The sequence below is a fragment of the Paraburkholderia sp. SEWSISQ10-3 4 genome (assembly GCF_030464785.1).
In the GTDB taxonomy this organism is placed as follows: domain Bacteria; phylum Pseudomonadota; class Gammaproteobacteria; order Burkholderiales; family Burkholderiaceae; genus Paraburkholderia; species Paraburkholderia aspalathi.
Genome location: NZ_JALPRI010000033.1, coordinates 36,896 through 57,892, shown reverse-complemented (window position 1 = coordinate 57,892; position 20,997 = coordinate 36,896). Strand labels below are relative to the sequence as shown.

The window sequence follows — 20,997 nt, the reverse complement described above, 5'->3', positions numbered from 1 at the left end:
TCCGGCTGTCCCGTGCTTGCCTGTTCGTCAGTGCTGGCGAGGCGGAGTTCAATGCAATGTCGAGCGATGCATCTGACCGGTTGTGTCGATAGACCTTCGACCGGAGCGTTTGCTGAGCGCTTCATGTCGAGCGCTTCGTCGGTGCTGCCGACTGCTGACTGCGTCATCTACTACTTGCTTACCGCTTGCCTGCTGTTTGCCTGCCGCTTCACGACTTCAGTTGCTTGCCGTGCTTCGCTGCTTTTCGACGAGCGGCGCAACGTCGATTTCGTTTCGCTGCGCCGCTCGTCTACTTCGCTTATGCATCACTTCTATCAAGCTTGCTGATCGCTGCATTCGGGTCTTTACCTACAACCCGCTTAGCAAGCGGCGATCCTGCCGCCTGCTTCGTGCTTAGTCGCGATCGCCAGACTTCTTACTGGCAAGCTTCGCACTCGTCGAAACCAGGATCGCCCGGACGCATCATGCACACCGGACCATCTGCTTCCGGGGCTGCTTCGACTGCAACTGCCGGCGCTGCCGCCGCGACCTGGATGCCGCCCGAAGCTGCACCACCGCTCACGCCGAAGCCGCCTGCCGCGCCGCCGCCGACACCACCCGAACCGCCCGATCCTTCGCCGCCACCCGAGCTCACCGCGTTCAGTGCGCCGTGCGCCACCGTCGACTTCTCGACGTGCGTCGCCGCCATCGTGCGGAGGTAGTAGGTCGTCTTCAGACCGCGCACCCAAGCAAGCTTGTAGATCTCGTCGAGCTTCTTACCCGACGCGCCGCCCATGTAAATGTTCAGCGACTGCGCCTGGTCAATCCACTTCTGACGACGCGAAGCCGCCTCGACCAGCCACACCGGATCGAGTTCGAACGCGGTCGCGTAGATCGCGCGCAGGTCGGCCGGGATGCGGTCGATGCGCGAGAGCGTGCCGTCGAAGTACTTCAGGTCGGCGACCATGACTTCGTCCCACAGACCGCGTTCCTTCAGGTCGCGCACCAGGTAGTCGTTGACCACCGTGAATTCGCCCGACAGATTCGACTTCACATACAGGTTCTGGTACGTCGGTTCGATACAGGCCGACACGCCGATGATGTTCGAGATGGTCGCCGTCGGTGCGATAGCGACGCAGTTCGAGTTGCGCATGCCGTAGGTGGCGATACGCGAACGCAGTTCGGTCCAGTCCATCGATTCGCTCGAATCGACTTCAACGTAACCGCCACGCGCTTCGGCCAGCAGCTTCACCGAGTCTTGCGGGAGAATGCCGCGATCCCACAGCGAGCCGCGGTAGCTGGAGTAACGGCCGCGCTCCTGCGCCAGCTCCGTCGACGCGTAGTAGGCGTAGTAGCAGACCGCTTCCATCGACGTATCGGCGAACGCAACCGCCTCTTGCGACGCATACGGCGTGCGCAGCAGGTGCAGGCAGTCCTGGAAGCCCATGATGCCCATGCCGACCGGACGGTGCTTCAGGTTCGAGTTACGTGCCTTGGCGACTGCGTAGTAATTAATGTCGATCACGTTGTCGAGCATGCGCATCGCGACGCTGACGGTGCGCTTGAGCTTGTCGTGGTCGAGCGCCAGAGTGCCGTCCGCCTGTTCCTTCAAGTGAGCGACGAGGTTCACGGAGCCCAGGTTACAGACGGCGATTTCGGCGTCACTGGTGTTCAGCGTGATTTCCGTGCACAGGTTCGACGAGTGGACGACACCGACGTGCTGTTGCGGCGAACGCACATTGCACGGATCCTTGAACGTGATCCACGGGTGGCCGGTTTCGAACAGCATGCCCAGCATCTTGCGCCACAGTTGCGCCGCCGGAATCTTCTTGAACAGCTTGATCTCGCCGCGCGCGACCTTGTCTTCGTAAGCCGTGTAAGCCGTTTCGAATTCCGCGCCGAACTTGTCGTGCAGATCCGGGCAGGTGGACGGCGAGAACAGCGTCCAGTCGCCGCCTTCGTGCACGCGCTTCATGAACAGGTCGGGAATCCAGTTCGCCGTGTTCATGTCGTGGGTGCGGCGACGGTCGTCGCCGGTGTTCTTACGCAGCTCGAGGAATTCTTCGATGTCCAGGTGCCACGTTTCCAGGTACGCGCAGACCGCGCCCTTGCGCTTGCCGCCCTGGTTCACGGCGACAGCCGTGTCGTTGACGACCTTCAGGAACGGCACGACGCCTTGCGACTTGCCATTGGTGCCCTTGATGTGCGAACCCAGAGCACGCACACGCGTCCAGTCGTTGCCCAAACCGCCGGCGAATTTCGACAGCAGCGCGTTTTCCTTCAGCGCTTCGTAGATACCGTCGAGGTCGTCGTCGACCGTGGTCAGGTAGCACGACGACAGTTGCGAGCGGCGGGTACCCGAGTTGAACAGCGTCGGCGTGGACGACATGAAGTCGAAGCTCGACAGCACGTTGTAAAACTCGATCGCGCGCGCTTCGCGGTCGATCTCGTTCAGCGACAGACCCATCGCGACACGCATAAAGAATGCCTGGGGCATTTCGATGCGCACGCCGTCGTGATGCAGGAAGTAGCGGTCGTACAGCGTTTGCAGGCCGAGGTAGCCGAACTGCAGGTCGCGGTTGTTGTCGAGTGCGGCGCCGAGGCGCTTCAGGTCGAACTGCAGGAGTTTGTCGTCGAGCAGTTCGGCTTGCACGCCGCGCTTGATGAATTGCGGGAAGTACTCGGCGTAGCGCTCGCCCATTTCCGTTTGCGTGACTTCCTCTTCGAGGATTTCGCGGCGGATCGTGTGCAGCAGGATGCGGGCCGTGACCTGGCTATAAGCCGGGTCTTTTTCGATCATCGTGCGGGCAGCCAGGATCGCCGAATCATAGACCTGGCTCATCGGCACGCCGTCGTACAGATTCTTGACCGTTTCCGCGATGATCGGATCGGCGCTCACGGCGTCGCCCAGGTTCGAGCACGCCAGTTCGATGATGCCGCGCAGCGCAGCCATGTCGAGCGGACGCGTCACGCCGTTGTCGGTGACGTTCAGACCCGGCGTGCTGGCGACGATCTGGTCGTCATGACCGCGCGCCTGGGTGCGCTTCTCGCGATACAGCACGTATGCACGCGCGACGTTATGTTCGCCGCCGCGCATCAGCGCGAGCTCGACCTGATCCTGGATGTCTTCAATATGGAACGTGCCGCCGTTCGGACGGCTGCGCACAAGTGCGCGCACCACGTTCTGCGTAAGTTGCTCGACCAGTTCGCGCACGCGAGCCGACGCCGCGCCTTGACCACCGTTGACGGCCAGAAATGCCTTCGTCACGGCGATGGCGATTTTCGACGGCTCGAACGACACCACGCTGCCGTTACGACGGATCACCTTGTAGTCGGCGTAGGTCACTTGCGGCGCGAGCGCCTGGGCGCCTTGTGTCTGGCCAAAGGCCTGGCCAGCCGGTGAACCCTCGTACCGGGTCGTCGCGTTGTCGGTGGTTTGCATGTGCAAAGCTCCTGGTCTTGGAAATGTTGCGGAGATAACCGCGGATTAAAACGAACGCTGCGCCGCCGCGTGCGCAAGCGATGGGGTGCAGAAAAAAGGCCGGCTGAGCCGGGTGGCGGGATGCGACAGCGATGAAGCCTGGTTCGAATTGAAAACGGTCTTCATCATGTGTGTCGCGATCACTTGCTATGCCCTTTTCCTGAATGTTTCTGGACGCTGCCGCTTCTCTCGACCGGCCACGCCGCAGGAATATTTATCGCTGCCCGGAATGCTTGCGGCGCCGTGCTCGGGAAGCGGGGCGCCGCAAACTTATGCACTCAGTTATGCACAGAGTTATACACACCGGACACAAGATATAGTGCGAAACTGAATTTCTGGCACCAAGTATAGTGTAGTTTCAAGACAGGTCAAATCGTTTTATTTGCTTTCAAAGGCTTGACTTTTGCATAGCGCGACGCGAAGCCGACTCCCCGGAGAACAAGGCTGTGCCTTGCTCTCCTCGCATCACGCGAGGTTGCGCGAAGGGTCGTTACAGCGTTTTGGAAAACTTGAGATAGGGGAAGTACCGATCCGCCAACGCGGTATCGCGCTGCAGACGCTGCCACTCGAAATGCGGCCCTGGATCGGTCTTGCGATCGGGGGCGATGTCCGAGTGACCGGCGAGGCCCTCGACCGGATAGCGGGCCTTGAGCGCCGTCACAAGTGCGCCGAGCGTGCGGTATTGCGCCGCTTCGAAAGCAGTCGTATCACTGCCCTCCAGCTCGATGCCGATCGAGAAATCGTTGCAGCGCTCGCGGCCGAAAAAATTCGACGGCCCGGCGTGCCATGCCCGCTCGTTGCAGGACACGAATTGCTCGAGCGCGCCGTCGCGATGAATCACGAAATGCGCCGACACCCGCACGCCGCGCAGATGCGTGTCGTAGTACGGGTGCGCGTCGCAGTCGAGGGTATTCAGGAACAGTTCGGCGATCGCGGTGCCGCCGAACTCATTGGGCGGCAAGCTGATGTTGTGGACGACGATCAGCGTCGGCACGGCCCCTTCGGGTCGCGCTTCAAAATTCGGCGATGGCAGCTTGCGTGCGGCGGCGACCCAACCGTCGGCGTCGACGGTGAACTCGACACTCATCGAGCGTCGCGGCCCGAGGGACGCGCGCCATGACGCTGCGCGTGCGCGGCGCTGCAGAAAGGCTGCCCCGCCACCACCACGGAGTCGCTCTTCGGCGCGTGCACGCCGCACTCGGCGCAACGGATCATCGGCTCGGCGAGCTGGGGTCGCGCTTGCGGCGCATTAGGCCCACGCGCGCCGCCATTCGGAGCGCTCTGGCCTCGTGCACCGCCGGCGCCCGCGGCGCCATTCGCATCGGCGCCGGTGCGTTGCGACGCTTGCGCGTCGTGACGACGCAGCGCCTTGACCAGCCACTGGCCAACGATGAACAACAGGATCAGCAGAAAAATTTGTCGCATAGCAGGACACTCACACTACAGCACGGTGCAACAGCACCTCGAATACGAAACGGCTGCCGACGTACGCCAGCAACAGCGCGACGAACGACGCCAGCACCCAGCGCAATGCCGCACGGCCGCGCCAGCCGGAAACCTTGCGCGCAGTCAGCAGCGCGCCGAACATCACCCAGGAAAGAATCGCGAACACGGTCTTGTGATCGAGCCGCAAGGCGCGGTCCACCAGTTGCTCGCTAAACAGGATGCCCGAGACCAGGGTCAGCGTGAGCAGCACGAAGCCGGCGCCGATCAAACGGAACAGCAGCTTTTCAAGTGTCAGCAGCGGCGGCAAGGTGTCGAGCCAGCTCGACAGCCAGCCGTTGCCCGCCGCAGCCGCATTGCGTTGCGACATGCCCCCGCGCATGGCATGCAGACGCCGCTCGACCAGCAGCATCAGAACCGCGTGCAGCGCCGCGATCGCGAACAGACCGTACGCGATATTGGCGATCAGGAAATGCAGCTTGAACATCGGCGCGGCTGAATACGGCAGCACGCGCACGCCATTGAACGCCAGCGGCAACAAAGAAGCGACGCAGGCGAGCGGCAACACCAGCAGGCGCAAGCCGTCGAGCGGAAAGAAAAAGCTCTCGATCCAGTAGATGCCGGCGCCGAGCCAGAACATCGCCGACAGCGCGAACGCGAAACCGAACACCATCGCGTTCTGGGGAAAGATGGTGGTGTGCAGCAGCACGCCGTGGGCCAGCAGCGCGACAAACAGCAGCGCGCGGCCCGAGCTGCTCATGCCCGAAGCGGCCGATGAGGCCGGGATGCCCGCGGAACCGGGCACCGGCGGCACGCTCTCGAGCATGGGGCGCAAGGCGGCGTGCCGGTGCGAGCGCCAGCCGGCCACGGCGAGACCGCCGTAGAGGAGCGCAGTGAGGGCATACAGTACAATATCCATATTCGAAGTTTACACTAGGCCCCTGCTCCGCGACGTCTCCCGCTTCGCGCCCCGCTCCGGCCGCACAGTTCATCGCTCCCCATGCTCGACAATCTGACTCAACGGATGGCGCGCGTCGTCAAGACGCTGCGCGGCGAAGCCCGGCTCACCGAGGCGAACACCCAGGAAATGCTGCGCGAAGTGCGCCTCGCGCTTCTCGAGGCGGACGTGGCGCTGCCCGTCGTGCGCGAGTTCATCGCCAAGGTGAAGGAAAAAGCGCTAGGCGAGGAAGTGCTCAGCAGCCTGTCGCCGGGTCAGGCGCTGGTCGGCGTGGTGCAGCGCGAGCTGACCGCGATCATCGGCGGCGACTATGAAGGCAAGGCCGTCGAGCTGAATCTCGCCGTCACACCGCCGGCTGTCATCCTGATGGCGGGTCTGCAAGGCGCCGGTAAGACGACCACGGTCGGCAAGCTCGCCAAGCTCCTGCGCGAGAAGTACAAGAAGAAGGTCCTCACGGTTTCGTGCGACGTCTACCGCCCGGCTGCTATTGCGCAGTTGAAGACGGTGACCGAGCAGGTCGGCGCGGATTTCTTCCCGTCGGAACCGGATCAGAAGCCGGTGGATATCGCGATCGCCGCCGTGGATTGGGCCAAGCGCCACTACCACGACGTGCTGCTGGTCGACACGGCCGGCCGTCTGGGTATCGACGATGCGATGATGGCCGAAATCGCCGCGCTGCACAGCACGCTGAAACCGGCGGAAACGCTGTTCGTCGTGGACGCGATGCTCGGCCAGGATGCGGTCAACACCGCGAAGGCCTTTAGCGACGCATTGCCGCTCACCGGCGTGGTCCTCACCAAGCTCGACGGCGATTCACGTGGTGGCGCGGCGCTCTCCGTGCGTCACGTGACGGGCAAGCCGATCAAGTTCGTCGGCGTCGCCGAAAAGCTCGATGGCCTCGAAATTTTCTACCCGGATCGCATGGCGAACCGGATTCTCGGCATGGGCGACATTCTCGCCCTCGTCGAAGAAGCGCAGCGCGGCGTAGACGTTCAGGCCGCGCAGAAGCTCGCCGACAAGGTCAAGAAAGGCGGCGACTTCGACCTCAACGATTTCCGCGCGCAATTGACCCAGATGAAGGGCATGGGCGGCCTATCGTCGCTGATGGACAAACTGCCGGCCCAGTTCCAGCAAGCCGCCGCCGGCGCCGACATGGGCCAGGCCGAAAAGCAGATGCGCCGCATGGAAGGCATCATCAACTCGATGACACCGCTCGAGCGCGCCAAGCCCGATCTGATCAAGGCCACCCGCAAGCGCCGCATTGCCGCCGGCGCAGGCGTGCAGGTGCAGGAAGTCAATCGCATGCTGAATCAGTACGACCAGATGCGCACGATGATGAAAAAGCTGAAGGGCGGCAATCTGCAAAAGATGATGCGCGGCATGAAGGGCATGATGCCCGGCATGCGCTAAGCTTTAGCAAGACGGCGGCGCGCGTGCTTCCGTGCATAAACAACGGCACGCGCGGCTGACTCGGAATTTGTGCGGGTTTATTCTGTACCGCACGCCGTCGTTCTCACCCACACTATGTATACAGTTACCGCCCGTCAGACGTCATGAACCGCGAAGAAGCTCTCCATATTTTTAGCCACTCCGAAGAAATCGTTTCGGCCAACGACGTCAACGCGTCGATCAGCGGCATGGCTGCCGCCATCCGCAACGAGATGAGCGAGGACTTTCCGCTCGTGCTGTCGGTGATGGGCGGCGCGGCGGTGTTCACCGGCATGCTGCTGCCGCACCTCGATTTCCCGCTCGAATTCGACTACATCCACCTGACCCGTTATCGCAACACCACCAAAGGTGGTAATGAGATGCAGTGGCGCGTGGCGCCGGCTGAGTCGGTGAAGGATCGCGTCGTGCTGGTGCTCGACGACATCCTCGACGAAGGCGAGACGATGGCGGCGATCCGCGACCGCATCCTCGCGATGGGCGCGAAGCGCTTCCTGAGCGCGGTACTGTGCGAGAAGATCATTCCGAAGGCCAAGCCGCTGCGCCCGGATTACTGTGGTTTCGAAGTGCCGGACCGCTACGTGTTCGGTTGCGGGATGGACGCCAAAGGCTACTGGCGCAACCTGCCGACTATTCGGGCGTTGACCGAAGGGGCTTAATTTAAAGCCTGGTTGTTCCGGCGGCCCCGCGTACGGCGCGCACCGGCGTAAAAAAAGCGGCCCGCGGGCCGCTTTTTGTTTGTCAGGCTGGCGATAGCACTGCTGCGCTACCGTGCGGAACCCCGCACCGGATCTCGCTCAAAGTTGATGCACAAAAGAGCGAATACCGCCGAGCATCATTTCGACTGAGATCGCCACCAGCACCAATCCCATCAACCGTTCAAAGGCCATCATGGCGCGCTCACCGAGCCACGCCTGAATGCGCTCCGCCAGCATCAGCACGATCGCGCAGACGATCATCGTGACGGTCAGCGCGCCGATCCACTCGAACATCTTGCCGGGCGCCTGCGACGTCAGCAGCATCACCGTCGCGAGAGCCGACGGACCCGCCAGCGCCGGAATGGCGAGCGGCACAATGAGTGGCTCGCCGCCGCGCGTATCGCCGCCGAACGGGCCGTCAGGATGCGGAAACACCATCCTGAGCGCAATCAGAAACAGCACAATCCCGCCACCGATGCGCAATGACTGGTCGGTCAGACTCATCATGCGCAGGAAGCGGTCGCCGACCACCATGAACACCAGCAGGATCGCGAAGGCGATCGCCACCTCACGGAGGATGACGATCGTGCGCCGCTTCGGCGAAACGCTGCGCAGGCAACTGATAAAGAGCGGAATATTGCCTAACGGATCAGTGATCAGAATCAGCAGGACGGTCGCAGATACGAAGGTGTACTCCACCGTCCGCTCCGCTTATTGCGCCAATGCTGCGCGAACCTTGCCGATCACCGTTTGAGCGGCGTCTTCGACCGGCAGCAGCGTCGCTTCAGCGTCGCGGCGGCCTTGATACTCGAGCTTGCCGTCCTTGAGACCACGATCGCCGATCACCAGGCGATGCGGCACGCCGATCAGTTCCCAGTCGGCGAACATCACGCCCGGACGTTCGCCGCGATCGTCGAGGATCACGTCGACACCGGCTTCGACCAGTTCCGCGTACAGCTTGTCGGCCTGCTCACGCACGGCTTCGCTGCGGTCGTAACCCATCGGGCACAGCACGACCTCGAACGGTGCGATCGACTCCGGCCAGATGATGCCCTTGTCGTCGAAATTCTGTTCGATCGCCGCGCCCAGAATACGCGTGATGCCGATGCCGTAGCAGCCCATTTCCATCGGCTGCGGCTTGCCGTTCTCGTCGAGACAGGTGGCGTTCATCGCTTCCGAGTATTTCTTGCCGAGCTGGAACACGTGACCGACTTCGATGCCACGGCAGATGTCGATCACGCCCTTGCCGTCCGGCGACGGATCGCCCTTCTTCACATTGCGGATATCAGCGACGACCGGCTCCGGCAGATCGCGGCCCCAGTTGACACCGGTGGTGTGGTAATCCACTTCGTTCGTACCCACCACGAAGTCGCTCATGTTGGCGACCGTGCGATCCGCGATAACCTTGATCGGCTTCTTCGTGTTGATCGGGCCGAGGTAACCCGGCGGCGTGCCGAAGGTCTCGATGATCTCGGCCTCGGTCGCCATGCGGAAGTCCGCCAGACCCGGAAGCTTGCTTGCCTTGATCTCGTTCAGTTCGTGATCGCCGCGCAGCATCAGCAACCAGATGGTCGGTTCGGCGCCTTCGTTTTCCGTGGCGAGGATGATCGACTTGATGGTGCGCTCGAGCGGGATGTTCAGCAGCTCGGCCACGGCCTCGCACTTTGCTTTGCCCGGCGTTGCCGTCTTCTTCATCTCTTCGGTCGGCGCTGCGCGTTCAGCGTACAACGGCAACGCTTCGGCCGCCTCAACGTTCGCAGCGAACTCCGAGGTCGGGCAATACGCGATCGCGTCTTCACCGGTGTCGGCGATCACGTGGAATTCATGCGAACCACTGCCGCCGATCGAACCGTTGTCCGCTGCCACTGCGCGGAAATCCAGACCGAGGCGCGTAAAGATGCGCACGTACGCGTCGTACATCTTGCGATACGACTCGCGCAGGCCTTCCGCGTCTTTGTCGAACGAGTACGCGTCTTTCATGATGAACTCGCGACCACGCATCACGCCGAAACGCGGACGGATCTCGTCGCGAAACTTCGTCTGGACCTGATAGAAGTTCACCGGCAACTGGCGGTAGCTCTTGATCTGGCCGCGCGCGATATCCGTGACCACTTCTTCGTGGGTCGGTCCGAGCACGAAATCGGATTGCTTGCGATCCTTGAAGCGCAGCAGCTCGGGGCCGTATTTTTCCCAACGGCCCGATTCCTGCCACAGCTCAGCCGGCTGCACCGAAGGCATCAACAGTTCGATCGCGCCTGCCCGGTTCATTTCTTCGCGCACGATGGCTTCCACCTTGCGGATCGAGCGCAGGCCGACCGGCAGGTAGTTATAGATGCCACCGGCAACGCGGCGGATCATGCCGGCGCGCACCATGAGCTTGTGGCTGACGATCTCGGCGTCGGCGGGCGCTTCTTTCAGTGTGCCGATAAAGAAACGGGAAGCTTTCATTCAGATTTTCCAAAAGCGGCGGCTCCGGAGGGACCGCCCGAAAGGTGAAAACGGTGGGGAAACCGACACAGACCCGGCCTTGCGCCGGCACGGACGCGCCGCATATCCGGCCAAACTCTGACCAGGAATTCGGCTCAGACCCGGCAAACGGCCTGCGCATACCAGGCAAAACCCCGGCAAAACCGGCCCGATCGCGGCGCCGAAGCCGCCGCGCAAAGCCTTTGCAGCAAGGGATAAGGCACGGAAAGACTGACAGGCTACCGCAAACGCGGGCCTTTTGCGGCGAATCGTTCCAATCTGGTGCGAATCGGTGCGTCGGGTCCGTTATCTGTTTATAATCAAAGCAATTTTAAAGGATTCGAAGGTGGTTGTATGCTGGATCGTGAAGGCTTTCGCCCGAACGTCGGCATCATCCTCTTGAACGCGCACAACGAGGTGTTTTGGGGCAAACGGCTCCGTGAACATTCCTGGCAGTTTCCGCAAGGGGGCATCAAGTACGGAGAGACCCCCGTGCAAGCGATGTATCGGGAGTTACACGAAGAAACCGGGCTGCTTCCTGAGCACGTCAAGGTGATCGGTCGCACGCGCGACTGGTTGCGTTACGAGGTGCCTGACAAGTTCATCAAGCGCGAAGTACGCGGTCATTACCGCGGCCAGAAACAAATCTGGTTTTTGCTCCGGATGGTTGGACGCGATTGCGACATTTGCTTGCGCGCCACCGACCACCCTGAGTTCGATGCGTGGCGTTGGAACGAGTACTGGGTGCCGCTCGACTGTGTGATCGAGTTCAAGCGGGATGTGTATCAGTTGGCGCTGACGGAGCTATCCCGTTTCATGCGCCGGGCTGCGCCGCGTGCGGAAAAACCTGGCGGGCACCATGGGCCGCGTTATCCCCGGATAGCGTCGTCAATGGAAAGTCCGCCGGATTCGACGATGATGACGGTCACCGCCTCGGTGACCACACTCACCATCGAAACGTCGATTCACACGACGATCGCGTCTGATTGCGGTCCGGGCTCCGGGTCGGTTGCCGAAGTTGGCTCCGCGCCGGAACACGAAGACGAATCGGAGCGCGAAACCGCTGGCTCGCTGTTCCGCCCTGGCGTGCGCAATTAACAATTCTGTGCGGCTGTCCACGCCGCCTCTACTGGTGCGGCTCGATGAGCCGCACCAGTGTTTCGAGGAAACCATATTGAAAGCACTTGCTCTCGTCGTGGCGTGCGTCGCCACTGGCGCCCTGCTGGCTGGTTGCGCCAGCAAACCCTCAAATAAAGACGACAGCGCGTTTGCCTATCTGCTGGACCGGCCGAGCAACTGGGTTGAAAACAAGGTGGACGCCTTGCCGCCGCTGCCGCAAGACTCGAATCTGCTGCCCTTCGAGGTTTCGGGCAATACGCCGCTGCAATTCGCGATCGATAGAAATTCGCTTACCGTCGGCACCGACGGCGTAGTGCGCTACACCGTCGTCGTAACGAGCCAGAGCGGCGCACGCAATGTGAACTACGAAGGGATCCGCTGCGATACGTATGAATGGCGCCAATACGCGGGGCTGAACGCCGATCACGACGGCTGGGACCAGACCGTCGCCAACGACTTCAGGCGCATTGAGAATGGCGCGCTGAACGCCTATCAGGCGGTGCTGTATCAGGATTATTTCTGCGCGAACAAGATGCCCACGGGCAACGCCAAGCAGATTGTCGAGAACATCCGCTACAAGCGCACGCAGACCTCACTGGTTCACTAAAGCAGTTTTCGCGAGCGGACTTCTTCGAAAGTGGAAGCCGCCGCGAACGTGAAAAAGCCGTTCCAGCTCACGCTGGAACGGCTTTTTTTCTGTCGTGCGAACCGTGCTCGGGAGTCAGACCAGCACAAGATTGTCGCGGTGAATCACCTCAGGCTCCAGCATATAGCCGAGCACCGATTCAATGTCGCCGCTCGGACGCCGCTGGATCAGCTTGGTTTCCGCGCTGCTGTAGTTCGTCAGGCCACGCGCGACTTCGCGCCCTGCCGCGCTCAGGCAAGCGATCACTTCGCCGCGCGCAAACGCGCCCTGCACGCCAACGATGCCGATCGGCAGCAAGCTCTTGCCGCCTTCAGTCAGCTTTTCGACTGCACCGTCGTCGATCACCACGTGGCCTCGCACCTGCAGGTGATCGGCCATCCATTGCTTGCGCGCTGCCATGCGTGCCGTGCGCGCGATCAACTGCGTGCCGATCGCCTCACCCGAGGCCAGCCGTGACAACACGTCTGCTTCACGCCCGCTCGCGATCACCGTATTGGCGCCGCTATGCGCCGCGCGTTTAGCGGCAAGAATCTTGGTCAGCATGCCGCCGCGGCCCAGGCTCGAACCCGCGCCGCCCGCCATTGCCTCGAGCTCCGGCGCACCGGCATCGGCCTGCTGAACGAGCGTTGCGTTTGGATCCTTGCGCGGGTCGGCGGTAAAAAGCCCCTGCTGATCGGTGAGGATGATGAGCGCATCGCCTTCGATCAGATTGGCGACCAGGGCGCCTAGCGTGTCGTTGTCGCCGAACTTGATTTCGTCGGTGACGACCGTGTCGTTCTCGTTAATGATCGGCACGACGCCCAGACGCAGCAGCGTCAGCAACGTGGAACGCGCGTTCAGATAGCGTTCGCGATCGGCCAGATCGGCGTGGGTCAGCAGAATCTGCGCGGTCTGGATCGAATGCTCGGCAAAGCGGCTTTCGTAGACTTGCGCGAGCCCCATCTGACCGACAGCCGCGGCCGCCTGCAATTCGTCGATTTCTCGTGGCCGCTTGGTCCAGCCGAGCCGCTGCATCCCTTCGGCAATGGCGCCCGAACTGACCAGCACCACTTCCTTGCCCTGCGCGCGCAGTGCGGCAATCTGCGCGGCCCAGCGGCCGATCGCAGCATGATCGAGGCCGCGCCCGTCATTCGTAACGAGGCTCGAGCCGACTTTCACTACCAATCGCCGTGAATCTGCGATGACGGAACGCATTGTGCGCGGTCTCCCAAGATGACGCGTGATGCATGCCGGCGGCCCGTGCAGGCGCCGGCGCTCAGGCTTGTTATTACTGAGGGTCGACGCTCGAGTCGTCCGACGCAGCGGCCGGTGCTTCCGGCTTTGCGCGGAAACGCACGTCGGCAGCGAGATCTTCGGCTTCCGCCGCGCGCTGCGCGTCCGAATGCGCGGCGATGTGGTCATACACCGCGTAGCAAAGACTTTCGCAGCCCTGGCCGGTCAGCGCCGAGATTTCGAACACCGGGCCTTCCCAACCGTAGCCTTCAAGGAAGGCCGATACGCGCGCTTCGCGCTCGTCTTCGGGCACCATGTCGAGCTTGTTGAGCACCAGCCAGCGGGGCTTCTCATAGAGTAGCTCGTCGTACTTGCGCAGCTCGTTGACGATCGCCTTGGCTTCCGCGACGGGATCGACGGCTTCGTCGAACGGTGCGAGGTCGACGATATGCAACAGCAAGCCGGTGCGCTGCAGGTGGCGCAAGAACTGGTGACCGAGGCCTGCGCCTTCCGCCGCGCCTTCGATCAGGCCAGGAATGTCTGCAATCACGAAGCTGCGACTCGGCCCGACACGCACCACGCCGAGATTCGGCGCGAGCGTCGTGAACGGGTAATCGGCAATCTTCGGCCGCGCGTTTGACACCGATGAGATGAAGGTCGACTTGCCGGCGTTCGGCATGCCGAGCAGACCGACGTCGGCCAGCACCTTCAACTCGAGGCGCACCATGCGACGCTCGCCGGGCTTGCCGTCGGTTTTCTGACGCGGCGCGCGGTTCGTACTGGATTTGAAATGCAGGTTACCGAGACCGCCCGCACCGCCCTGCGCGATCTGCACGCTCTGGTTGTGCTCGGTCAAGTCGGCGATCAGCTCGCCGGTTTCCATATCGGTAATAGTCGTGCCGACCGGCATGCGCAGCGTGATGTCGTCGCCGCCCTTGCCGTAGCAGTCCGCGCCGCGGCCGTTTTCGCCGTTGCGCGCCAAATGTTTTTTCGCGTAGCGGTAGTCGATCAGCGTGTTGATGTTGCGGTCCGCGACCGCAATCACGCTGCCGCCCCGGCCGCCGTCGCCGCCATCCGGGCCGCCGAACGGAACGAATTTCTCGCGGCGCATCGACGCGCTGCCATCCCCTCCGTCGCCGGCGATGACTTCAATCCTCGCTTCGTCAATGAACTTCATGCGTAACTCCGTCCCGTGGTGTGCTGCTAGATGGTGCTGCTGGGTTGATGCTTTCAGATGCTGCTATTTTGCCGCGCTCGCCGTACGGTGGGCAATCAGCCGATCGGCTAACCGCGCCGATTTGGCGATGCAATCCGCCAATTCTTCGGACAAAAAGCGCTGCAATAAAAAAAAGCCCCGCGAACTTCGCGGGGCCTTTTTCCGGTCCTGAAGCCCGTGCCTGATTAAACTCAGACTGCTGCCGGGACGACGTTGACCATGTGCTTCTTCGCTGCGCCCTTCGTCGAGAAATTGACGTGGCCGTCCGTCAGCGCGAACAAGGTGTGATCCTTGCCGATACCGACGTTTTCGCCCGGGTGCATACGCGTGCCACGTTGGCGAACGATGATGCCGCCAGCGTTGATGGCCTGACCGCCGTAGACCTTGACGCCGAGACGCTTCGATTCAGAGTCGCGGCCGTTGCGGGATGATCCGCCTGCCTTTTTGTGTGCCATTTGATTTGCTCCTTAACCGTTGCGCTTACGCGTTGATCGCGTCGATGCGCAGTTCGGTATAGTTCTGGCGGTGGCCGCCATGCTTCTGGTAGTGCTTCCGGCGACGCATCTTGAAGATGGTCACTTTTGCGTGACGACCTTGCGACACGACGGTAGCCTTGACGGAAGCCCCACTGACCAGCGGCGTACCGAACTTAATCGATTCGCCTTCGCCCACTGCGAGAACCTGGTCGAGCGTGATTTCAGCGTCAATGTCTGCCGGTATCTGTTCTACTTTAAGTTTTTCGCCGACGGCAACTTTATACTGCTTGCCACCGGTTTTTATGACCGCGTACATTGAGAACCTCACTCTGTGTTCATTTTTCCCACGCACCGCGCGCGGAAACCCGTGATTATACATAGAGTTAGCTGCTCGGTCAAAACTCATTGAGAGTCGCCGCGCGCACCGCCCGGCGCTTTGCCGTCCAGCCCCGGCACACGGCCTCGCCGTTGCCTCCGTCGCGCCGTGCCGCAGCCTGCGACCCGGAACTGTCGCGATTCGCCTTATAATTCGCGGCACTACCCAATTCAGCCATCATGTCGTCGACTGCCACCCCCTCCTCCAACGCCGCCAGCCTGCTCGCTCCGATCGCCGAAGACATGCAGCAGGTCAATCGCGTCATACGGCACCGTCTGGCGTCCGACGTGATGCTGATCAATCAGATCTCTGAGTACATCATCAGTGCCGGGGGCAAGCGGCTGCGGCCCGCGCTCCTGCTGCTGGTGGCGGGCGCGCTGGGTGAAACCACCGGTCATCGGCACGAGCTCGCCGCGGTGGTGGAATTCATCCACACGGCGACGCTGCTGCACGACGACGTGGTCGACGAATCCGACCTGCGGCGCGGCCGCCAGACCGCCAATGCGCTGTTCGGCAACGCTGCGAGCGTGCTGGTCGGCGATTTTCTCTACTCCCGCTCGTTCCAGATGATGGTCGGCGTGGGCAAGATGCGCGTGATGGAAATCCTGTCGGAGGCGACCAACATCATCTCCGAAGGCGAAGTGCTGCAGTTGCTGAACATGCACGACGCCGACGTGGACGAAGCGCGCTACATGCAGGTGATTCGTTACAAAACGGCCAAACTGTTCGAAGCCGCGGCCCAACTCGGCGCCGTGCTGGCCGGGTCGGACGCGAAGACGGAAGCCGCTGCCGCGGAATTCGGCCGCCGCATCGGCACCGCGTTCCAGATCATGGACGACTGGCTCGACTACACCGGCACGGCTGAATCGATGGGCAAGAACGCCGGCGACGATCTGCGCGAAGGCAAACCCACGCTTCCGCTGATTTATCTGATCGAACGCGGCACGCCCGAGCAGTCGGCACTCGCGCGGGAAGCCATCGAGCAAGGCGGCACCGATCGTTTCGACACCATTTTTGAGGCGATCACGCGTTCCGGCGCATTGGATCACACGCTCGAGTGCGCGAAGCAGGAAGCGATGGCCGCAGCTACAGCAATTTCTTCATTTCCGGATTCCATTTTCAAAGATAGCCTGCTAGAATTATGTTCTTACTCGACGGCAAGACAGTCTTGAACGAGACTGAAACACCGTAAGAGTCCAGCAGTACAGATCGGGGTGTAGCTTAGCCTGGTAGAGCGCTACGTTCGGGACGTAGAGGCCGGAGGTTCGAATCCTCTCACCCCGACCAGATTTGCCTTGTTAGTTCAAGGCTTGAAAAACCGCCCAGCTTGCTTGGCGGTTTTTTGTTTTGGGCCGCGATTTTCTGTGTCCCGCCGACGCCTCGCCACTACGTACGATTTGTCCAAAGCGTCATAGACCCTCCGCGGAGGCGGCTCGCCCAGCCCCCTCTGCTATATTCTCTCCATCCCGTCCCCTATCCTTCACTACGCGTGGAACAACTTCCCTTATGGGCGCAGATCGGCGCCGTCTTTCTGCTGCTTATCTGCTCCAGCTTCTTTTCGATTTCCGAAACGGCGATGATGGCGATCAACCGCCATCGCCTGAAACACCTTGCCAACCAGAATGCGCTCGGCGCAAAGACCACTCAAGGCCTGCTCGCGCACACCGATCAGCTGTTGAGCGTGGTCTTGATCGGCAACAATCTGTTCAACACGATCATCCCGGTGCTCACCACCTCGATCGCGCTGCACACCTTCGGCCGTAACAACGTAGTGCTGTCGATCGCGACCGGCATCGTCGCGTTTCTGATTATCGTGTTCGCGGAAATTACGCCGAAGATCGTCGGCGCAACCTTCCCCGAGAAGATCGCCCTGCCGGCCAGCCTGCTGATCGCACCGATGATGCGCATCGGCAGGCCGCTCGTCTGGTTCGTCAATCTGTTCGCGAACACGATCTTGCGCGTGCTGCATATCAATACCAAAGGCGCGCACGATCAGCGGCTTTCCACCGAAGAGCTGCGCACCATCGTGCTCGAATCAGGCAGCTTCATGCCGACCAAGCACCGCAGCATTCTGTTGAACCTGTTCGACCTCGAGAACATCTCCGTCGACGACGTGATGATCCCGCGCCGCCGCATCGAAGCGCTCGACTTCGACGCGCCGTTCGAACAGATCCTGCATCAGCTGGAAACCTGTTATCACAACAAGCTGATCGTCTATCAAGGCGACATCGACCGGGTGCTCGGCGTGCTCCACGTGCGCAAGACACTGGCTGCGCTGCACAACCAGGAACTCGAGCGCGAGACACTGCGCGAGTTGCTGGCCGAGCCGTATTTCGTGCCGAGCGGCACGCCGGTATTCCAGCAACTACAGTACTTCCAGGAAAGCCGTCACCGCACGGCGCTGGTCGTGAACGAATACGGCGAGTTGCAAGGGCTGGTCACGCCGGAAGACATCATCGAAGAGTTGATCGGCGAATTCACTACCTCGATTCCGCGTAGTGCCAATTCACGCGGCGGCTGGAACGAGAACGGCGAATGTATCGTGGCGGGCAGTATGCCGCTGCGCGAACTGAACCGCTGGCTGCATCTCACGCTGCCGACCGACGGACCGAAAACGCTCAACGGCCTGATCCTCGAGATCCTCGAAGAGATTCCGGACGGCGACGTCTGCGTGCAGATCGGCGAGGTGAAACTCGAAGTGATGCGCAGCGACGACCAGGCGATCCGCACCGTCAAGCTGTTCAAACCGCCCGTTCGCGCGGGCGCGAAAGCCATCAAGGCGGCGCGCGGCTAAGGCCTGCACACCGCACAGCGTCGCACATCGGCTCGAAACGCGCCATTAGCCGATCGGCTGAATGGTGGTGCCTGCGGCCTTACCGGATGATGAAGTCGTCGTGTTCTACAGGCGGCTCATCACCGGTCTCTCATGCAAGATTCTCTTCAACGCACGGCGTCGTTGCGGGCTGCCGTCTTAGATGGCGAAAGTCCAGCCCAACCCAGACATAACGCCTTTGCAGCAAACGCCAATGCCAGTGTCAATAGCAACCAAAGCGCGAATCTCGCCGACTCTGACAACGCGCCCGCCGTACGCCTGCTAACCGACACCTTGCAGGAGGCAACCCGCCGCAATGCGTCGGACCTGCACATCGAACCGGCGGAGCATGGCTGGCGCGTGCGCTTACGTATCGACGGCGTACTGCATGAAATCCCTCAGCCTCCCGCGCATCTGCGCGACGCGTTCATCACGCGCGTGAAAGTGCTAGCGCGCATGGATATCGCCGAACGGCGCGTACCGCAAGACGGACGGCTGCGGATTGCCACGTCGCCCGGCCGCGTCGAAGACTATCGTGTCAACTCGCTGCCTACGTTGTTCGGTGAAAAGCTGGTGTTGCGCAGGCTCGACGCACTACCCACCGATCTGTCGCTCGACTCGCTCGGCCTCGATCCACAGCAACGTGAAGCCGTCGATGCCGCGATTCGCGCTCCGCACGGCCTCGTGCTCGTCACTGGCCCCACCGGTAGCGGCAAGACGCTGTCGCTGTATTGCTTCTTGCACATGCTCAACGATGAGGCGCGCAATCTGTGCTCAGTAGAGGATCCGGCGGAGATTCAACTGGCGGGTATCAATCAGGTGAGCGTGCGCGAAAAGGCCGGCCTGACGTTCGCGGTGGCGCTACGTGCGTTTCTCCGTCAGGACCCCGATGTGATCATGGTCGGCGAAATTCGCGACGACGAAACCGCCGATGTTGCCGTGAAGGCAGCGCAAACCGGTCACCTGGTGCTGTCCACCTTGCATACGAACGACGCACCTGCGGCGGTCGCGCGCCTCATAGACATCGGCGTCGAACCGTACAATCTCGCCGCCGCGCTACGGATGGTGACGGCACAGCGGCTGGTGCGGCGGCTCTGCGTGGCATGCCGCGCACCGGCGCAGCAATCGGCAGCGGCGCTGCGAGCAGCAGGCTTCACTGACGATCACCTCGACAGCTGGCAACCATTCGCCGCCATCGGATGCGAAGCCTGCCACGGCATCGGCTACCGTGGCCGCGTTGGGGTTCACCAGGTGATGCCCGTCTCCGAGGCGATGCGCGAGTTGATCGTGGCACGCGCAGGTACCCATGAACTGGCCCGGCTCGCGCAAACCGAACAGGTGGTCACCTTGCGCGATGCCGCCCTGGCGCGTGTACGCGACGGCACGACGAGCCTAACCGAGGCGCTGGGCGCCACCGAGGTCGCATGAGCACAGCGACGACTCACCCACCGCCAGCGGCCGAGCTGCGCTTCAAATGGCGCGGCGTCGATGCCGACGGCGTACAGAAAACCGGCGCGCTCATTGCGCCGGACGTCAGCACAGCACGCGCCATACTCAAACGCGAAAAGCTGTTCATCGTCGAACTCGCGGCACGCGGGCCAGCGCCGCGCCCCCAAACCCGCACCAACGACGTCACGGTGTTCACCAGGCAGCTCGCCAGTCTGCTGCGTGCCGGCTTACCACTCGCGCCCTCGCTGGAACTGCTGGCGCAAGCGGATGGTTCGCGCCGGCAAGGCATGCCGCGGATCGTCGGCGCGCTGGCACGCGGCATCACCGGTGGCCTGCGCTTTTCGGCAGCGTTGCAGCGGCATCCGGCGCAGTTCAACGCGCTGTACTGTCAACTTGTCGAAGTCGGCGAAGCAGCCGGCGCGCTGCCTGCCGTCCTCGCCCGGATCGCCGACGACCGCGAACGCGCCGCCGCGCAGCGTGCCAAGGTGCGCGCGGCGCTCACCTATCCGGTCGCGATCCTGTTGCTTGCCATCGCAATTACCGCCGCGTTGCTGGTGTGGGTCGTGCCGACTTTCAAGCAGATCTTCGACGGCTTCGGCGCGAAACTGCCCGCGCCCACGCAGTTCGTGCTGGCCTTGTCTGCGGGTGCCGCGCGCTGGAGCATTCCTCTGCTCATCATGGTTTTCGCCGTGGGCTCGGCTATGACGTTTCTGCTACGACGTTCCGAAGCAGCGCGCATCCGTTTCGCGCGCATATCGCTGACAATGCCGGTCGCCGGTCCGTTGCTGCGCACCTTGTGCGCGGCGCGCTGGAGCCGAGCACTCGGCACCTTGCTGTCGGCGGGCACACCGCTCGCGGACGCATTCGATTCACTGACTCACGCTACCGGCAACGCTTTCTTCGATCGTGCCACCGTGGAGATTGCTGCGCGGCTGCGGCGCGGCGAACGGCTCGCCGCCGCAATGCGCGCGGCGCACTGCTTTCCACCGGAGGTCGTGCAGCCGGTTGCGGTTGCCGAGGAGTCAGGGGCGTTCGATACGATGCTGATCGATGTGGCGTCGCTCGCCGATCGTCAGGTAGACGAAAAGATCGGCACGCTCTCGAGCCTGTGCGAACCACTTGTCATCATCGTGCTGGGCACGCTGGTCGGCGGCCTGGTGATCGCGATGTATCTTCCCATTATTCAACTCGGCAACGTGGTGTAGCATCGCAGCCGAATC

General features: G+C 62.1%; 19 protein-coding genes and 1 tRNA gene. 10 read left to right on the top strand and 10 right to left on the bottom strand.

Annotated elements, in window-relative coordinates:
• Window positions 1-123: 123 nt before the first annotated feature.
• Entirely contained in the window at window positions 124-327 is a 204-nt protein-coding gene (locus M0D68_RS34670; RefSeq protein ID WP_143131828.1) for a hypothetical protein, read from the top strand.
• Window positions 328-415: 88 nt separating this feature from the next.
• On the opposite strand, the gene M0D68_RS34665 is transcribed toward M0D68_RS34670, so the two are convergent.
• The 4 genes from M0D68_RS34665 to M0D68_RS34650 all read right to left on the bottom strand — a co-directional run bounded on the left by M0D68_RS34665 (window position 416) and on the right by M0D68_RS34650 (window position 5,822).
• Window positions 416-3,421 carry a ribonucleoside-diphosphate reductase subunit alpha gene (locus M0D68_RS34665; protein ID WP_200620040.1) on the bottom strand — a complete coding sequence of 1,002 codons (3,006 nt, stop codon included), beginning with the start codon at window positions 3,419-3,421 and terminating at the stop codon, window positions 416-418.
• A gap of 529 nt (window positions 3,422-3,950) precedes the next feature.
• On the bottom strand, window positions 3,951-4,547 hold the full coding sequence (ampD, locus tag M0D68_RS34660) for a 1,6-anhydro-N-acetylmuramyl-L-alanine amidase AmpD (RefSeq protein WP_200620039.1): 597 nt from the start codon (window positions 4,545-4,547) through the stop codon (window positions 3,951-3,953).
• Entirely contained in the window at window positions 4,544-4,885 is a 342-nt protein-coding gene (locus M0D68_RS34655) for a PP0621 family protein (protein WP_200620038.1), read from the bottom strand. The genes ampD and M0D68_RS34655 overlap by 4 nt, the downstream gene beginning before the upstream one ends.
• A gap of 10 nt (window positions 4,886-4,895) precedes the next feature.
• Window positions 4,896-5,822 carry an inner membrane protein YpjD gene (locus tag M0D68_RS34650; RefSeq protein WP_200620037.1) on the bottom strand — a complete coding sequence of 309 codons (927 nt, stop codon included), beginning with the start codon at window positions 5,820-5,822 and terminating at the stop codon, window positions 4,896-4,898.
• Between the two features lie 81 nt (window positions 5,823-5,903).
• On the opposite strand from M0D68_RS34650, the gene ffh reads away from it, so the two are divergent.
• Both ffh and M0D68_RS34640 read left to right on the top strand, forming a co-directional pair.
• Window positions 5,904-7,271 carry a signal recognition particle protein gene (gene ffh, locus M0D68_RS34645; protein WP_200620036.1) on the top strand — a complete coding sequence of 456 codons (1,368 nt, stop codon included), beginning with the start codon at window positions 5,904-5,906 and terminating at the stop codon, window positions 7,269-7,271.
• A 143-nt stretch (window positions 7,272-7,414) separates the two neighbouring features.
• Window positions 7,415-7,966: a hypoxanthine-guanine phosphoribosyltransferase gene (locus M0D68_RS34640; RefSeq protein WP_200620035.1), complete on the top strand. Its 552-nt coding sequence runs from the start codon at window positions 7,415-7,417 to the stop codon at window positions 7,964-7,966.
• Between the two features lie 138 nt (window positions 7,967-8,104).
• On the opposite strand, the gene M0D68_RS34635 is transcribed toward M0D68_RS34640, so the two are convergent.
• Window positions 8,105-8,704 carry a MarC family protein gene (locus M0D68_RS34635; RefSeq protein WP_054040747.1) on the bottom strand — a complete coding sequence of 200 codons (600 nt, stop codon included), beginning with the start codon at window positions 8,702-8,704 and terminating at the stop codon, window positions 8,105-8,107.
• Window positions 8,705-8,716: 12 nt separating this feature from the next.
• A complete protein-coding gene (locus M0D68_RS34630) occupies window positions 8,717-10,453 on the bottom strand; it encodes a proline--tRNA ligase (RefSeq protein WP_200620034.1) in 1,737 nt (578 codons plus the stop codon).
• Between the two features lie 372 nt (window positions 10,454-10,825).
• Between M0D68_RS34630 and M0D68_RS34625 the strand changes: the two genes are divergently transcribed.
• On the top strand, window positions 10,826-11,569 hold the full coding sequence (locus M0D68_RS34625; RefSeq protein WP_093645229.1) for an RNA pyrophosphohydrolase: 744 nt from the start codon (window positions 10,826-10,828) through the stop codon (window positions 11,567-11,569).
• A 76-nt stretch (window positions 11,570-11,645) separates the two neighbouring features.
• On the top strand, window positions 11,646-12,197 hold the full coding sequence (locus M0D68_RS34620) for a CNP1-like family protein (RefSeq protein ID WP_093645231.1): 552 nt from the start codon (window positions 11,646-11,648) through the stop codon (window positions 12,195-12,197).
• Between the two features lie 114 nt (window positions 12,198-12,311).
• On the opposite strand, the gene proB is transcribed toward M0D68_RS34620, so the two are convergent.
• From proB to rplU, 4 genes are all read right to left on the bottom strand, one after another.
• The gene (gene proB / locus M0D68_RS34615) at window positions 12,312-13,430 is read right to left on the bottom strand and encodes a glutamate 5-kinase (protein ID WP_093645233.1); all 1,119 of its coding nucleotides are present in this window, start codon (window positions 13,428-13,430) and stop codon (window positions 12,312-12,314) included.
• 73 nt (window positions 13,431-13,503) lie between these two features.
• Entirely contained in the window at window positions 13,504-14,625 is a 1,122-nt protein-coding gene (cgtA, locus tag M0D68_RS34610) for an Obg family GTPase CgtA (RefSeq protein WP_054040755.1), read from the bottom strand.
• 230 nt (window positions 14,626-14,855) lie between these two features.
• Window positions 14,856-15,119 (bottom strand): 50S ribosomal protein L27, encoded by a 264-nt coding sequence (gene rpmA, locus M0D68_RS34605; RefSeq protein WP_007180330.1) that lies wholly within the window; start codon window positions 15,117-15,119, stop codon window positions 14,856-14,858.
• 25 nt (window positions 15,120-15,144) lie between these two features.
• On the bottom strand, window positions 15,145-15,456 hold the full coding sequence (gene rplU / locus M0D68_RS34600) for a 50S ribosomal protein L21 (RefSeq protein ID WP_007180329.1): 312 nt from the start codon (window positions 15,454-15,456) through the stop codon (window positions 15,145-15,147).
• Window positions 15,457-15,695: 239 nt separating this feature from the next.
• Between rplU and M0D68_RS34595 the strand changes: the two genes are divergently transcribed.
• The 5 genes from M0D68_RS34595 to M0D68_RS34575 all read left to right on the top strand — a co-directional run bounded on the left by M0D68_RS34595 (window position 15,696) and on the right by M0D68_RS34575 (window position 20,982).
• The gene (locus M0D68_RS34595; RefSeq protein WP_200620033.1) at window positions 15,696-16,688 is read left to right on the top strand and encodes a polyprenyl synthetase family protein; all 993 of its coding nucleotides are present in this window, start codon (window positions 15,696-15,698) and stop codon (window positions 16,686-16,688) included.
• A 38-nt stretch (window positions 16,689-16,726) separates the two neighbouring features.
• Window positions 16,727-16,803: transfer RNA gene (locus tag M0D68_RS34590), tRNA-Pro, on the top strand.
• A 202-nt stretch (window positions 16,804-17,005) separates the two neighbouring features.
• Window positions 17,006-18,310, top strand: coding sequence for an HlyC/CorC family transporter (locus tag M0D68_RS34585; RefSeq protein WP_200620032.1), 1,305 nt, complete (start codon window positions 17,006-17,008; stop codon window positions 18,308-18,310).
• A gap of 132 nt (window positions 18,311-18,442) precedes the next feature.
• Window positions 18,443-19,756 (top strand): GspE/PulE family protein, encoded by a 1,314-nt coding sequence (locus M0D68_RS34580; RefSeq protein ID WP_200620031.1) that lies wholly within the window; start codon window positions 18,443-18,445, stop codon window positions 19,754-19,756.
• Complete coding sequence (locus M0D68_RS34575; RefSeq protein ID WP_200620030.1) at window positions 19,753-20,982, top strand: type II secretion system F family protein; 1,230 nt, start codon at window positions 19,753-19,755, stop codon at window positions 20,980-20,982. The genes M0D68_RS34580 and M0D68_RS34575 overlap by 4 nt, the downstream gene beginning before the upstream one ends.
• Window positions 20,983-20,997 lie beyond the last annotated feature (15 nt).

Coding starts and splice junctions, on each gene's coding strand:
- M0D68_RS34665 (WP_200620040.1), bottom strand. CDS start 3,421: ATGCAAACCACCGACAACGCGACGACCCGGTACGAGGGTTCACCGGCT.
- M0D68_RS34630 (WP_200620034.1), bottom strand. CDS start 10,453: ATGAAAGCTTCCCGTTTCTTTATCGGCACACTGAAAGAAGCGCCCGCC.
- M0D68_RS34650 (WP_200620037.1), bottom strand. CDS start 5,822: ATGGATATTGTACTGTATGCCCTCACTGCGCTCCTCTACGGCGGTCTC.
- ffh (WP_200620036.1), top strand. CDS start 5,904: ATGCTCGACAATCTGACTCAACGGATGGCGCGCGTCGTCAAGACGCTG.
- M0D68_RS34580 (WP_200620031.1), top strand. CDS start 18,443: ATGCAAGATTCTCTTCAACGCACGGCGTCGTTGCGGGCTGCCGTCTTA.
- M0D68_RS34575 (WP_200620030.1), top strand. CDS start 19,753: ATGAGCACAGCGACGACTCACCCACCGCCAGCGGCCGAGCTGCGCTTC.
- rplU (WP_007180329.1), bottom strand. CDS start 15,456: ATGTACGCGGTCATAAAAACCGGTGGCAAGCAGTATAAAGTTGCCGTC.
- cgtA (WP_054040755.1), bottom strand. CDS start 14,625: ATGAAGTTCATTGACGAAGCGAGGATTGAAGTCATCGCCGGCGACGGA.
- proB (WP_093645233.1), bottom strand. CDS start 13,430: ATGCGTTCCGTCATCGCAGATTCACGGCGATTGGTAGTGAAAGTCGGC.
- M0D68_RS34595 (WP_200620033.1), top strand. CDS start 15,696: ATGTCGTCGACTGCCACCCCCTCCTCCAACGCCGCCAGCCTGCTCGCT.
- M0D68_RS34655 (WP_200620038.1), bottom strand. CDS start 4,885: ATGCGACAAATTTTTCTGCTGATCCTGTTGTTCATCGTTGGCCAGTGG.
- M0D68_RS34670 (WP_143131828.1), top strand. CDS start 124: ATGTCGAGCGCTTCGTCGGTGCTGCCGACTGCTGACTGCGTCATCTAC.
- M0D68_RS34625 (WP_093645229.1), top strand. CDS start 10,826: ATGCTGGATCGTGAAGGCTTTCGCCCGAACGTCGGCATCATCCTCTTG.
- ampD (WP_200620039.1), bottom strand. CDS start 4,547: ATGAGTGTCGAGTTCACCGTCGACGCCGACGGTTGGGTCGCCGCCGCA.
- M0D68_RS34640 (WP_200620035.1), top strand. CDS start 7,415: ATGAACCGCGAAGAAGCTCTCCATATTTTTAGCCACTCCGAAGAAATC.
- rpmA (WP_007180330.1), bottom strand. CDS start 15,119: ATGGCACACAAAAAGGCAGGCGGATCATCCCGCAACGGCCGCGACTCT.